The organism is Crossiella cryophila, assembly GCF_014204915.1.
In the GTDB taxonomy this organism is placed as follows: Bacteria; Actinomycetota; Actinomycetes; order Mycobacteriales; family Pseudonocardiaceae; genus Crossiella; species Crossiella cryophila.
On the sequence record NZ_JACHMH010000001.1, the window covers coordinates 4,302,211 to 4,314,518 of the forward strand.

14 protein-coding genes are annotated in these 12,308 nt (G+C 70.4%); 6 read left to right on the top strand and 8 right to left on the bottom strand.

Annotated features, from left to right (window positions below):
- The first annotated feature begins 94 nt into the window (after positions 1–94).
- The gene (locus HNR67_RS19220; protein ID WP_246492550.1) at positions 95–490 is read left to right on the top strand and encodes a MarR family transcriptional regulator; all 396 of its coding nucleotides are present in this window, start codon (positions 95–97) and stop codon (positions 488–490) included.
- On the opposite strand, the gene HNR67_RS19225 is transcribed toward HNR67_RS19220, so the two are convergent.
- The 3 genes from HNR67_RS19225 to HNR67_RS19235 all read right to left on the bottom strand — a co-directional run bounded on the left by HNR67_RS19225 (position 424) and on the right by HNR67_RS19235 (position 3,198).
- Complete coding sequence (locus tag HNR67_RS19225; RefSeq protein WP_312987603.1) at positions 424–1,416, bottom strand: COX15/CtaA family protein; 993 nt, start codon at positions 1,414–1,416, stop codon at positions 424–426. The two genes, HNR67_RS19220 and HNR67_RS19225, sit on opposite strands and share 67 nt — an antisense overlap.
- 73 nt (positions 1,417–1,489) lie before the next feature.
- Complete coding sequence (locus tag HNR67_RS19230) at positions 1,490–1,852, bottom strand: hypothetical protein (RefSeq protein ID WP_185003632.1); 363 nt, start codon at positions 1,850–1,852, stop codon at positions 1,490–1,492.
- A 539-nt stretch (positions 1,853–2,391) separates the two neighbouring features.
- Positions 2,392–3,198, bottom strand: a complete 807-nt coding sequence (locus HNR67_RS19235; RefSeq protein ID WP_185003633.1) for an SDR family NAD(P)-dependent oxidoreductase — start codon at positions 3,196–3,198, stop codon at positions 2,392–2,394.
- Positions 3,199–3,291: 93 nt separating this feature from the next.
- Between HNR67_RS19235 and HNR67_RS19240 the strand changes: the two genes are divergently transcribed.
- Together HNR67_RS19240 and HNR67_RS19245 are read left to right on the top strand one after the other, a co-directional pair.
- Complete coding sequence (locus HNR67_RS19240; RefSeq protein ID WP_185003634.1) at positions 3,292–3,864, top strand: TetR/AcrR family transcriptional regulator; 573 nt, start codon at positions 3,292–3,294, stop codon at positions 3,862–3,864.
- A gap of 68 nt (positions 3,865–3,932) precedes the next feature.
- Positions 3,933–4,991, top strand: a complete 1,059-nt coding sequence (locus tag HNR67_RS19245; RefSeq protein WP_185003635.1) for an SDR family oxidoreductase — start codon at positions 3,933–3,935, stop codon at positions 4,989–4,991.
- Here the strand turns inward: HNR67_RS19245 and HNR67_RS19250 are convergent.
- Positions 4,981–5,781 (bottom strand): AraC family transcriptional regulator, encoded by an 801-nt coding sequence (locus HNR67_RS19250; protein ID WP_185003636.1) that lies wholly within the window; start codon positions 5,779–5,781, stop codon positions 4,981–4,983. The genes HNR67_RS19245 and HNR67_RS19250 overlap by 11 nt on opposite strands.
- Before the next feature lie 124 nt (positions 5,782–5,905).
- Here HNR67_RS19250 and HNR67_RS19255 point away from each other — a divergent pair, with 124 nt between their 5' ends.
- Positions 5,906–6,412 (top strand): class I SAM-dependent methyltransferase, encoded by a 507-nt coding sequence (locus tag HNR67_RS19255; protein WP_312987607.1) that lies wholly within the window; start codon positions 5,906–5,908, stop codon positions 6,410–6,412.
- A 602-nt stretch (positions 6,413–7,014) separates the two neighbouring features.
- Here the strand turns inward: HNR67_RS19255 and HNR67_RS19260 are convergent.
- Entirely contained in the window at positions 7,015–7,686 is a 672-nt protein-coding gene (locus HNR67_RS19260) for a TetR/AcrR family transcriptional regulator C-terminal domain-containing protein (RefSeq protein WP_185003638.1), read from the bottom strand.
- Positions 7,687–7,748: 62 nt separating this feature from the next.
- On the opposite strand from HNR67_RS19260, the gene HNR67_RS19265 reads away from it, so the two are divergent.
- A complete protein-coding gene (locus HNR67_RS19265) occupies positions 7,749–9,287 on the top strand; it encodes an FAD-dependent monooxygenase (protein ID WP_185003639.1) in 1,539 nt (512 codons plus the stop codon).
- Positions 9,288–9,302: 15 nt separating this feature from the next.
- Here the strand turns inward: HNR67_RS19265 and HNR67_RS19270 are convergent, their stop codons facing one another.
- Positions 9,303–9,932 (bottom strand): CGNR zinc finger domain-containing protein, encoded by a 630-nt coding sequence (locus HNR67_RS19270; RefSeq protein ID WP_281403241.1) that lies wholly within the window; start codon positions 9,930–9,932, stop codon positions 9,303–9,305.
- A 32-nt stretch (positions 9,933–9,964) separates the two neighbouring features.
- Between HNR67_RS19270 and HNR67_RS19275 the strand changes: the two genes are divergently transcribed.
- Positions 9,965–10,420, top strand: a complete 456-nt coding sequence (locus tag HNR67_RS19275; RefSeq protein WP_185003641.1) for a nuclear transport factor 2 family protein — start codon at positions 9,965–9,967, stop codon at positions 10,418–10,420.
- A 159-nt stretch (positions 10,421–10,579) separates the two neighbouring features.
- On the opposite strand, the gene HNR67_RS19280 is transcribed toward HNR67_RS19275, so the two are convergent.
- A complete protein-coding gene (locus HNR67_RS19280; RefSeq protein ID WP_185003642.1) occupies positions 10,580–11,365 on the bottom strand; it encodes an ABC transporter permease in 786 nt (261 codons plus the stop codon).
- Positions 11,362–12,300, bottom strand: coding sequence for an ABC transporter ATP-binding protein (locus HNR67_RS19285; RefSeq protein WP_185003643.1), 939 nt, complete (start codon positions 12,298–12,300; stop codon positions 11,362–11,364). The genes HNR67_RS19280 and HNR67_RS19285 overlap by 4 nt, the downstream gene beginning before the upstream one ends.
- Between the last annotated feature and the right edge of the window lie 8 nt (positions 12,301–12,308).

The window sequence follows — 12,308 nt, forward strand, 5'->3', positions numbered from 1 at the left end:
GAGGTCCGCGGTGTCCGACGTCAGCCGTACCGGTGGTCGCCAGCCGTCCGATTGGATCGAATCGTTCGCGGCCAGGTTCGAAGCCCAGGAGGGCATGCCCCTCATCGCCGGCCGGATCCTGGGCTTCCTGCTGATCTGCGACCCGCCGGAGCGCACCGCCGCCGAACTGTCGGCCGCGCTGTCCGCCAGCAGTGGCTCGGTGAGCACCAACGTCCGCTTGCTCATGGCCCGTGGCCTGGTCAGCAAGACCACCCGCCGGGGCCGCGAGGCCGCCGTCTACGAGGTTCGCGCCGAGGCGTGGGCCGAGGTCATGCTCCGCCGCCTGGAGGCCGTCGCCGCGGTCAACGAACTGACCCACGAGGGCCTGCGTCTGCTCAGTGGACAGGGCGACCGCGCGCAGCGGCTGCGCACCGTGGACGCCTACTACCGCTGGCTGGCCACCGAGGTCGCCGAACTCCCCGCCAAGTGGTCGGCCGCCAAACCGCGCTGACCGCGATCCCCGGTCGCCGCCCACATGTTCGCCATCCCCACCGTCACCAGCGCCGCCCCGAGCACGTGGAAGATCACCAGTACCTCCGGCACGCCCGTGAGGTACTGGACCATGCCCACCGATCCCTGTGCGAGCACCACGGCGATCAGCCACCAGTACGCCCGCCACACCCCGCTCGGCGCCGACACCGCCCGCAACGCGAACGCGAACGCGATCAACAGTCCGAGGAAGAGGAACAACAGGTCAGCGTGCGCCTGCGCCAAGCCGGACACCGAGGCGTTCAGCCGGGCGGTCGCGGCATCACCCGCGTGCGGACCGGCCCCGGTGAGCATGGTGCCCACCACCAGCACCCCGATCAGCACCACCGTGCTGACCACCAGCAACTGCCGCAGCGCACCCGGGATCAGCGGTCGCACCGGCGCGTCGGTCTCCCACTGCGACCGAACCAGCAGCACGGCCACCCACACCAGCACCATCGAGACCAGGAAGTGCCCGGCCACCGTCCACCACACCAGCCCGGCCAGCACGGTGATCCCGCCGATCACGCCCTGACTGATGGTGCCCGCCAGGGTGTAGGCGGCCAGCCGGGTCAGTCGCCGCCGCCGCGGCCGGTGCAGCCAGGCCAGCACGAAGCAGGCCAGCGCGACCATCCCGACCACCCCGCTGAGCAGTCGGTTCCCGAACTCGATCCACTGGTGGAACCAGGCGAACTCGGGGTGCTCGATCGGCACCAGGCTGCCGGGGAAGCAGTTGGGCCAAGTAGGGCATCCCAACCCAGACCCGGTGACCCGCACCACCGACCCGGTGACCGCGATGACGACCTGCAACACCAGGTTCGTCACCAGGACACCCCTGGTCAGCTTGTGCGACGGCCTCGACGCGGGCACGCCGGCGTCGGTGGAGGGTTCGGCGGAGGTAGCAGCCACGGCCCATGATGGTAGGCCGCCCCGCCCCAGCACCTGTCGCCGGGCTACGTAACCTGTTCAGGCCACCTAGCCCTCAGCGTCGCCGGAACCACCCGTTGGCATTCGGTGTGAACATCAACGCGAGCGCCCCGAACACCGCCGCGATGTGCAACGCCCGCACCACCGCGAACACCAGGAACCCGGTGTCGGTCCCGGCGAACAGCGCCACCGGATCGTTGCCCTCGGCCAGCCACGAGATCAGCTCCACCACCAGCGACAGCGTTCCCGCCACCCCCAGCAACAGGGCCAACGCGATCCGCGCCCAGCCCCGCCCCTGGCGGAAGGCCAGGATGAGCGGCACCAGAATCGCCGTCACCACAACCCGAATCCCCACCGGCGCAAGAGCTTCGTCAAGCGTCGGCGAGTGCTCGAGCACACCGAGCACGGTCTCGACCACCCCGGCGCCCACCGCGGCAAACCACAACGCGGCGGAGTACCGGACGGCAGTGGGTGCGACCCGCGAGTCGACCAGCGTCTGTGTCATACCTGGAACTCTGCTCCGCGAGCCGCACGGAGTCAGGGGTCCCAGGCACCGCGTGGGCAGGTGGAGAAAACCCCCGTGCGATCAGGGATTCTCACCCACTGGCGCCCGTGCGATACACAGGACGCAAGGCATCCCCACGCTCCGCGGCTCCACCACGGTCGTCGGTGCGCGATGCCCGCACAGAGCGGTCAACTCGGCAGGCGGCCGCCGCGGATCAAGCCCCCTGACAATGAAGGCATGCACCTGGCGATCCCGCCAGGATCGCCACCACGCCAGGTCATCCACGGTAACCACTGCCCTGCCTCCATTCGGTCGCCCGCCGGGGTGACGATCGGGTCAGGCTCGAATGACGTTGCCTCCCAAGGTTCTCTAGGTGGAACACGGCCAGTGTCGTTCAGGAACCCGCCGCACATGTGCTCGTCGTTGTCTCCCTTCCTTGTGCGCCTCGCACCTCAGAGCCCGGCGCGAAGTCGCGTGGTCAGTTCCGTCCACCGGAGGGCCTCGGCGTGGTCCTCCGGCGTGATCTCGAGGGGTAATCGCTTCTTCTTGGTGTAGGCCGACAATCGGCCGGCCGGTGGATCGGTCAGCAGGGCCAGGATCGGGGTGAGCGCCTGCTCCGGGGTGGGAGCCAGTCGGAACAGGACCCGGGTGAGCGCCCGATGGGCGGGGGAGAGGTCGCCGGAGAGGCTGCTGCGCACGAACAACGGGTTGTAGAGGACGTACTTCAGCCTCGGCTCGGCCTTGGTGAGCGCCAGGCCGGAGAGTTCGTTGGCGCGACGACTCTGGTGATTGGCGGTACGCCAGCTGTACGCGCCGGCCAGGGTGAGATCGTCCCAGCGGATCGCGGTCCTGGGTGCGCCGGGGACCGCGGTGTTGATGATCACCGGGCGGGTGGCCGCACTCAGCTGGGGGAGTAGCGCGTCGGCCAGGACGTGGCGGCTCAGGGCGTAGAGCGCCAGGTTGTGCTCGATGCCTTCGGTGGTCAGGTTGCGGCCGCGGACCACGTGCGCGGCCGCGAGGAACAGGGTGTCGATCCGCGGATGCCGCTCGGCGATGTGGGTGGCGACCCGGTCGTTCTCCTGCACCAGGCGCAGGTCGGCCTGGACGAAGTGTGCGCGGCCGGGCGCGATGGCTGCCAGCGTCCTGAACTTGCCCGCGTCCCGACCGATCACCACGACTGTCTCACCTGCTCGGAGCTGGTGCGCTGCCAGCGCCCTGCCCAGGCCGTCGGTGCCGCCGGAGATCACTGTGGTGCCCATGTCCACCTCTCGTTTGCAAGAGGAGCGGTTGCTCCGTATAGTCAACGTAGCAGAGGCGGAGCAGACGTTCCAGTTGCTGACTAGAATGGAGTCATGAGTGCGGCGGACAGTGCGAGAGCCAAGCCACTACGGGCCGACGCGGCGCGGAACCGGGCCCAGATCCTCGACGCGGCCACCGAGGCGTTCCGGGACCGTGGGCTCGAGGTGGATGTTCGTGAGATCGCCCGGCTGGCTGATGTGGGCATGGGCACTCTGTATCGGCATTTCAGCACCAAGAAGTCGCTGGTCGAGGCGGCGTTGGAGGCGAAGATCGTGGAGTGGGAGCAGCGTGCCGCCGCTGCTCGTGGCTCAGCCGGTGCGTGGCAGGGACTTCGTGCCCTTATCGAGCACACCGTCGAGCTGATGGCCGCCAACCGGGCGTTCCTGGACGGCTTGGCGGTGGAGGAGTCCGCGGTCGAGGCGTGCCAGTCGCATCTGCGGCAGTCTCTGGGTGACCTGGTCGAACGCGCTCACCGGGAAGGTTCGCTGCGGGCCGATGTCAGCGCCGGTGACATCGGGTTGTTCGTCCTCTCCTTCGGGCCGATCGTGCTGGCCACCAAGAGCTCCGAGCCGGACGCGTGGCGCCGGCTGCTGGCGGTGTTGCTGGACGGCCTGCACGTGGCATGAGCGCCGGTTATGGCGGGCATGAGCAGTAAGCGTTGGACTCATCGCCGGACTGACCTGAAGATCGTCCTATGAGCACACTGGGGAAGGTCGCACTGGTCGTCGGAGCCAACGGCGTCATCGGCGGCAACCTGGTCGAGCACCTGCTCGGACTGGGAGATTGGGAGGTCATCGGGCTGTCCCGGCGGGGCGGCTCCGATCGGGAGCGGCTGCGCTACCTCGCGGTTGATCTGCTGGATCCGGTGGACACACGCGAGAAGCTGGCCGGGCTCGACTCGGTGACGCACGTCTTCTACGCCGCCTACCAGGACCGGCCGAGCTGGGCGGAACTGGTGGCACCGAACCTGGCCATGCTGGTCAACGTCGTTGAGGCGATCGAGCCGGTCGCGACCGGTCTCGCGCACATCAGCCTCATGCAGGGCTACAAGGTCTACGGCGCGCACCTCGGTCCGTTCAAGACCCCGGCCCGCGAGGACGACGCCGGCCACATGCCGCCGGAGTTCAACGTGGACCAGCAGGATTTCCTGGTTCGGCGACAGGTTGGCAAGAGCTGGACCTGGTCGGCCATCCGCCCGTCGGTGGTCGCCGGATTCGGTCTCGGCAACCCGTTGAACCTGGCCATGGTGATCGCGGTGTACGCCTCGATCTCCAAGGAACTCGGTCTGCCACTGCGTTTCCCCGGCAAGCCGGGCGCCTACGACGCGCTGCTGGAGATGACCGACGCGGGGTTGCTGGCCGAGGCAACCGTGTGGGCGGCAACGGATCCGGCGTGTGCCAACCAGGCGTTCAACATCAACAACGGTGATCTGTTCAGGTGGAGCGAGCTGTGGCCGAAGATCGCCGAGTTCTTCGAGCTGCCGGTCGCGCCGCCGCTGCAGATGTCGCTGGAAACGGTGATGGCGGACAAGGAAACGTTGTGGGACCGGATGACCAAGGCACACGGTCTGGCCGGCCACAGCTACCGCGAGGTGTCCTCATGGGCCTTCGGGGACTTCGTGTTCTCGTGGGACTACGACATGTTCGCCGACGGGTCGAAGGCACGCCGGTTCGGGTTCCACCGCTACGTGCAGACCGAGCACATGTTCTTTGACATCTTCACAGAGATGCGCAAGCGGCGGGTCATTCCGTGACCCGGCCGAAGTACTGGCCGGGTGGCAGGCCGACCGCGGCCCGGAAGGCCGCCACGAAGGCGCTGACGCTCTCGTAGCCGATGCGTCTGGCCACTGCGGACACCGCGCTTCCGTGTGCCAGCAACGGAAGCGCGGCCTGGATCCGCAACTGGGTGCGCCACCGGCCGAAGGGCAGGCCGGTCTCCGCCCGGAACAGCCGGGCCAGGGTCCGTTCACTGGCGCCGACCTGGCGGCCCCAGTCCCGCAGGGTCCGCGGGTCGGCCGGATCGGCGGCCAGGGCCACGGCGATGGCCCTGGTCCGCGGATCGCGTGGGCTGGGTACCGCCAGGGTGGTCACCGGCAGCGGCTCCAGCAGGTCGAACACCACCGCCTCGGCCCGTGCCCTGGCCTGCGGGGCCAGGGCTTCCTGACCCAGATAGGGGATCAGCTCGCGTAGCAGTGGCGAGGCGGCGACCACTGTCGGCCTCGACCACCGTGTCGCCCAGCCCGGTGGGCACACGGCCGGGTCCAGGTAGAGGCTGCGCATGACCGCGCTGCCGATCGCGGCGGTGCTGTGGCCGATCCCGGCGGGCAGCCAGAGCGCGCGGTTGGTCGGCAGCACCCAGGTGCCATCCGGTGTGGTCACCGCCAGGACTCCGGTGGCCGCCCAGGCGAGTTGGTGGACCGGGTGCAGGTGCCAGTCGAAGCGGGTGCCCAGCCGCAGCTCGAAGCTGCCGACCAGCACCGCGCCCGAGGTGGGCACGAGCAGCGGCAGGGCTTGCGGCCCCGCGGCCTGTCCGGATGGCGACATCGGTTGTCAGGCTAGCTCGTAGCGGACATCGGTGGCGGTTTCTAGGGTCGGAACCATGCCGATGAACCTGTGCCACCGTTGGTTGTGCCGTTCGGACCGGTGGGCTCGGAAGGTGGCCCGCGACATGATCCCGTGGGCACTGGACGGCGTCGATCTGGGCGCCGACGTACTCGAGATCGGTCCCGGCTACGGCGCGACCACCGTGGCGCTGGCCACCAGGACACCCCGGCTGACCGCGGTGGAGATCGATCCTGAGCTGGCCCGCGGGCTGCAGGCGCGGCTGAGTGGGCGGGTGAACGTGGTCGAGGGTGACGGAACGGCGATTCCGTTGCCGGACAACAGCTTCACCGGGGTCGGCAGCTTCACCATGCTGCACCACGTGCCGTCGGTGGCGTTGCAGGACCGGCTGTTCGCCGAGGCATTCCGGGTGCTGCGACCGGGCGGGACCTTCGCCGGGATGGACGGCGTGCCCAGCCTGGGCTTCCGGCTCGTCCACCTGTACGACACCTACGTCCCGGTCAACCCGGACACGCTGGCACCACGGCTTCGGACCGCCGGCTTCACCGACATCTGGCTGACCGCGGTACCCGGCCGGTCATTCCGCTTCCGCGCTCGCAAACCCTTGCGGTGAAAGCCGTCTGAAGTAGTTGTACCTGCCTGTCTTGGCAGGACCGGCTGAGGGCTTCCACTCCGTGGCGACCTTCGAACTCCCCTGCAGGCTGTCCTCTGTGGTCGATTACGCGGACCTGGTGACCGCCGAACGGCAACCGGTGTGGGCGATACGCGCTGGCCCGCGGTGTCACCACGAGACCTGGCGGTGGGCCTAGTGGGGTTGCGGCGGGGCTGGCCGAGCGCCGGATCGGCAACTATGCGCTGGAGATGGTGTGTCGTCACCGTCGGCGGGGCGGCATGGTGGTCAACGTGTGTGCGGACGCGGAGATGCTGCGATGAGCAGGTGGTGGCGGTCCGGACTGTGCGCGCTCCGCTCGTCTAGACCCGGCACGACCGGGATGAGGAGCAGATCAGCACGCCGCTACGACACCGCGGTCATCTCGGCGGCGTGCTGTACCGGTTGTGGGACCTGATCGAGGCGCAGTACGCCGAGGCCCCGGGTCTGTCCCGTGTGGATGGCCGTCACCCACACCGGAGGCCCGTGGTGGCCTGACCGGGCCACCCGGACCAGTGCCCGGCGCCTTCGCTGAGGGTTCGTGGCGAGCTGGATGCGTTGTGCTGTCAGGGATTCCGGGGCAGTTCGCCGAGCCCGGCGACCAGGGCGCGGACGCCGAACTCGAAGTAGCCCTCGAAGTCCGCGCTGGTGATCATGTGTGCTGCCGCGGTCAGCCGGGGGTAGTCCTCGGTGGCCAGGGCCCGGTGCAGGGATTCGACGTCGGCGGCCAGTCGGTCGTCACCCGCCTGCTCCTCCAGGGTGTGGCCGATGACGAAGCGGATGACGGTGAAAGAGGCTCGCACCGCGTCCTCCGCCGTGAAACCCGCCGCGGTCAGCACGCCGACGAAGGTGTCGGCGAAGCCCAGGGTGTTGGGGCCGGTGGTCCTGGTGCCGGCGTAGACCCGCGCGCCGTCACGGTGCCGCAGCAGTGCCAGGCGCATGCGGCGGGCGAGTTCGGTGACCTGGGCCTGCCAGTCCGGGCCGGTCGGCCAGGGCTCTGCGCAGCCGTGCAGCATGCGCTCGGCCATCGCGGTGAGCAGGGCCGGCTTGTCCGCGAAATAGCCGTAGAGGGTGCCGACCTGCACGTCCAGCGCGGCGGCCAGGCGGCGCATGGTCAGCGCGTCCAGGCCCTCGGCGTCCAGTACCGCCAGCGCGGTGGCCACGGCCCGCTCCTGATCGATCCGCGGTGGGCGGCCGCGCGGTTTGCGGGCCGGGGCGGTGTTTGACGGACCGGTCATGGCGGAGCACACTAGCAACAGTTAAATGAACGTTGTTCAGAAATTGCTGCGGAGGTGTGCTCGTGAACGTCGATGTCGTGGTGGCCGGGGCGGGCCCGACCGGGTTGATGCTGGCCGGTGAGCTGGCGCTGGCCGGGGTCCGGGTGCTGGTGCTGGAACGCCGGGAGGCGTCGCAACGGGATTCGCGGGCGTTGAGCCTGCATCCGCGCAGCGTGGAGCTGATGGACCTGCGGGGCATCGCGGAGGGGTTCCTGGCTCGCGGGCGGCCGGTGCCGGGCTGGCACTTCGCCGGATTGCCCACCGGGCTCAACTTCGCCGGCCTGGACTCGCCGCACCCTTACTCCCTGTTCCTCGCCCAGTCGCACACCGAGGAGTTGCTCGCGGAACGGGCCGCGGAACTCGGCGTGCGACCGCGGCGCGGACATGCGGTCACCGGCCTGCGGCAGGACGCCGACGGGGTGGCGGTCGAGGTGCGGGGGCCGGACGGGGACTACCTCGTGCGGGCCGGGTTCGTCGTGGGTTGCGACGGTGGGCGGAGCGTGGTGCGGCAGGCGGGCGGCATCGGATTCCCTGGCAGTGACAGCACCTTCTCGGCGATGCTCGCCGACTTCGCGGTGGTAGGGCCGGAGGCGGTGCGGCGCGCGGGCGAACACGGAGTGCTGGCCGCGCCGCTGGGTGACGGGGTGACCAGGTTTGTGCTGCCGGATGCCGAACGGATGCGGGTCCCGGTGTCCGAACCGGTGTCCGAGGCGGAGTTCCTGGCCGCGTTGCGGCGAGCGACCGGGTCCACCCTAGGCGTGGCCGAACCGCGCTGGCTGTCCAGGTTCGGCAACGCCACCCGGCTCGCCGACCGGTACCGCAACGGGCGGGTCCTGGTGGCCGGGGACGCCGCGCACATCCACTTCCCGGCAGCGGGGCAGGGGCTCAATGTCGGCCTGCAGGACGCGATGAACCTGGGCTGGAAGCTGGCCGCCGAGGTCAAGGGCTGGGCGCCGGCGGGGTTGCTCGACAGCTATCACGTCGAGCGGCATCCGGTGGGGCAGCAGGTCGTGGACAACACGATGGCCCAGACGCTGCTACTGGAACTGATGTTGATGCCGGAGTACCGGCGGCCGGTGGGGGCGTTGCGGGCGATGCTGGACGAACTGCTCGGGATCGAGGAGGTCAATGTCCGGCTGGCGGGACGGGTCTCGGCGCTGGACACGCGGTACGGGGCGGCGGCGGATCCGTTGGTGGGCGCCCGGATGCCGGATGTCGTGGTGGGGGCCGGTCGCCGGGTGTACGAGCTGGTGCGGGACGGGCGGTTCGTGCTGCTGGACTTCGCCGGGGACGGGGAGGTCGCGGGGTGGGCGGATCGGGTGCGCGGGGTGCGGGTGCGGGCCGATGGGCCGGTGCGATCCGAGGGGCCGGTGCCAGGCGAACATCCAGTGCCGGGCGGGCATCCGGCGCTTGCCGGGGTGCGCGCGGTGCTCGTGCGGCCGGATGGGCACGTGGCCTGGGTGTCGCGGGAGGAAACGGGTGGCGGGCGGGCGGAATCGGGTGCCGGGTGGGAGGGAGCGCTGCGGGAGTGGGCTGGTGCGCCCGCCGCGGTGGTGGGGTGAGGAGCGAAGCGGGGGTCAGGGGGTTGGTTTGTGGCGGTTGTAGTGGCGGGCGGCTCTGGCTCGGTTGCCGCAGGTGGTGGAGCACCACTCGCGGCGGGGGTGGTCCTTGCTGAAGTAGACGACGCAGGCGGGGGCCAGGCAGGCCTGCAGGGGTGCTGTGGTGAGCACCGGGATGGCCTGGGTGGCGATGGTGGCCAGGGTGCGCGCGGTGGTGCTGCCCTTGCTGGTGGTGGTGCTGCCCAGGGTGTGGCCGGTCAGGGTCAGCTGGGGGCTGGTGGGGGACTGGGTGATGGCTCGGTTGACGGCGGCCACGGCCTGGGCCGGGGTGAGTGGGCTGGCGGTGGCTCGGGCTCGGGGGTCCTCGGTGCGGTGGGCCGCGAGGCGGCGCAGGGCGGCGCGCAGGGCGTGGAAGTGGGGGATATCGTTCTCGGTGATCCGTTGGGCTGTGGCGTCGTCGTGTACGGCAGAGAGCCAGCCGCGGAGTGAGTCCAGGGTGGCCAGGGTGTCGTGGACGCCGGTGCGGTCAGCCCAGATGGTGTTCATCAGGTGTACCGGGAGCGGCTCACCGGGAAGTATCACGTTCTCACGGTAGCAGTGGGTTGTGTCCGTTAGAAGTTCATGGTTGGGTTCTAACGTCAGAAACATGATTCATCCGTTAGAAGTGTTGGGAGTGTTCGATGACGCGTGCACCGGTTCCCCCATTCGACGAGGCCAGCGCCCGGCAGAAGGTGCAGGCCGCCGAGGATGCCTGGAACACCAGGGAACCCGCTCGGGTCGCGGCGGCGTACACGCCGGACTCGGTGTGGCGCAACCGGTCGGAGTTCGTCACGGGGCGGGCGGAGATCGAGGAGTTCCTGACCCGGAAGTGGGAGCGGGAACAGGACTACGCGTTGCGGAAGGACTTGTGGACCTTCGGCGGCGACCGGATCGCGGTGCGTTTCCAGTACGAGTGGCGGGACGCCGACGGGCAGTGGTGGCGCAGCTACGGCAACGAGAACTGGGAGTTCGACGAACAGGGGTACATGCGGCGACGGGAGGCCAGCATCAACGACGTCGCCATCGCCGAGGGGGAGCGGCGGATCTTCGGGCCGCGGCCGGAGAGCGAGCGGGGGCAGGGGATTCCGTTGCGGTGACGGTGTTTCGCGGCGGTCGGGTGGGCTGAGGCGGCGCAGGCGGCGCGGTGGTGCAGCACCGGGGAGGGGCGGTGGTCGGCCAGCCCCCGGTGAGGTGGGACGGGCTGGTTCGCTGGTTCGCCAGGGCCAGTGGGGCTGGGCTGGTTTGGCTGTGGGGCGTCAGCTCAGTTTGGTGGTGCGGCAGGCCAGGGCGGTGGCCGCCGCTCCCCAGCCCAGCAGGACCAGGATGGGGTGGGCGCCGGGCCAGGAGCCGGTGGCGGTCACCGTGTGCAGGCCGTCGGCCAGGGCCGCGGTGGGGAGGTAGGCCGCGATGTCGGCCCAGGCGCCGGGGAGTTGGGCCGTGGGCAGGGCCACGCCGCCGCCCAGGAGCAGGGCGAACCAGATGATGTTGGCCAGGGCCAGGACGATGTCGGCTCGGAGGGCTCCGCCCAGCAGGACGCCAAGGGCGGCGAAGGTCAGGGCGCCGAGGATGACCAGGAGCAGGGCCGGGAGCAGGCCGGGGAGAGCCGGGCGCCAGCCGAGGGCGACGGCCACGACGGTGATCAGCACCAGTTGCACCGCGACCACGCCCAGGACGGCGAGGATTCTGCCTGCCAGCAGCATCCAGCGGGGGACGCCGGTGGCGGCCAGGCGTTTGACCACGCCGTAGCGGCGGTCGAAGCCCAGGGCGATGGCCTGGCCGGTGAAGGCGGAGGACATGACGGCCAGGGCGATGATCCTGGGGGCGATGACGTCCAGGCGGGGTTCGGGCAGCGGGAGGATCGGCAGCAGGGCCAGGCCCACCAGCAGGGCGATCGGGATGAGCAGGGTGAGCAGGACCTGTTCGCCGTGCCGCAGGTGCAGGCGCAGCTCGGTGCCTGCCTGGGCGGCCAGCATGCGCAGCGGGGCGCCGGGCTGGGGGTTGGGGCGGAAGGTGCCGGGGGCGAAGCGGATGGTGGCGGTCATGAGCGCAGGTCCCGTCCGGTCAGGTCGAGGAAGACGTCCTCCAGGCTGCGGCGGGCCACCGACAGCTCATGCGCCAGCACCCCGTGTTGTGCGCACCACGAGGTCACCGTGGACACCACCTGCGGATCGATGTGGCCCTCCACCAGGTAGTCGCCGGGACGGGGTTCGCTGGTCCGGCAGCCCTCGGGCAGGGCCGCGGTCAGCAGTGCCAGGTTCAACCCCGGCAATGAACGGAAACGCAGCTGCTGGTGGTCTGGTTCACCACTGGTCAGTTCGGCAGGCGTGCCCTCGGCGACCACCCGGCCGTGGTCGACGATGGCGACCCGGTCGGCCAGGCTCTCCGCCTCGTCCATCAGGTGGGTGGTCAGCAGCACGGTGACGCCGTCGGCGCGCAGGGCGCCGATGAGTTCCCAGACCAGGCGGCGGGCCTGCGGGTCCATGCCCGCGGTGGGTTCGTCCAGGAAGACCAGTTCGGGGCGGCCGACGATGGCGCAGGCCAGCGCGAGGCGCTGCTGCTGGCCGCCGGAGAGGCGCTTGAACGGGGTGCGGCGGGACTCGGCCAGGCCGAGCACGTCCAGCAGCCATTCCACGTCCAGCGGCTCCGCGGCGCAGGCGGCGACCAGGCGGAGCATCTCGTCGGCGCGGACCGACGGGTAGGCGCCGCCGCCCTGGGGCATCACGCCGATGCGTGGGCGCAGCCGGTCGGCCTCGGCGGCCGGGTCCAGGCCGAGCACCCGCACCCTGCCCGCGTCCGGGCGCAGGAAGCCCTCGCACAGTTCGATGGTGGTGGTCTTGCCCGCGCCGTTGGGGCCGAGCAGGGCCAGTACCTGGCCACGCTGGACGGTCAGGTTCAGGCCGGCGACGGCGACCGTCGAGCCGTACCGCTTGACCAGCCCGGTGATCGCCACTGCTGGGTCGTCGAGATCCGGGCGCACGAGAGCCA

Excerpts from the sequence above, each read along its gene's own strand:
- HNR67_RS19220 (WP_246492550.1), top strand. The coding sequence starts at position 95 with ATGCCCCTCATCGCCGGCCGGATCCTGGGCTTCCTGCTGATCTGCGAC.
- HNR67_RS19250 (WP_185003636.1), bottom strand. The coding sequence starts at position 5,781 with ATGTCGCCATCCGGACAGGCCGCGGGGCCGCAAGCCCTGCCGCTGCTC.
- HNR67_RS19255 (WP_312987607.1), top strand. The coding sequence starts at position 5,906 with ATGATCCCGTGGGCACTGGACGGCGTCGATCTGGGCGCCGACGTACTC.
- HNR67_RS19260 (WP_185003638.1), bottom strand. The coding sequence starts at position 7,686 with ATGACCGGTCCGTCAAACACCGCCCCGGCCCGCAAACCGCGCGGCCGC.
- HNR67_RS19280 (WP_185003642.1), bottom strand. The coding sequence starts at position 11,365 with ATGACCGCCACCATCCGCTTCGCCCCCGGCACCTTCCGCCCCAACCCC.
- HNR67_RS19270 (WP_281403241.1), bottom strand. The coding sequence starts at position 9,932 with ATGTTTCTGACGTTAGAACCCAACCATGAACTTCTAACGGACACAACC.
- HNR67_RS19245 (WP_185003635.1), top strand. The coding sequence starts at position 3,933 with ATGAGCACACTGGGGAAGGTCGCACTGGTCGTCGGAGCCAACGGCGTC.
- HNR67_RS19275 (WP_185003641.1), top strand. The coding sequence starts at position 9,965 with ATGACGCGTGCACCGGTTCCCCCATTCGACGAGGCCAGCGCCCGGCAG.
- HNR67_RS19235 (WP_185003633.1), bottom strand. The coding sequence starts at position 3,198 with ATGGGCACCACAGTGATCTCCGGCGGCACCGACGGCCTGGGCAGGGCG.
- HNR67_RS19240 (WP_185003634.1), top strand. The coding sequence starts at position 3,292 with ATGAGTGCGGCGGACAGTGCGAGAGCCAAGCCACTACGGGCCGACGCG.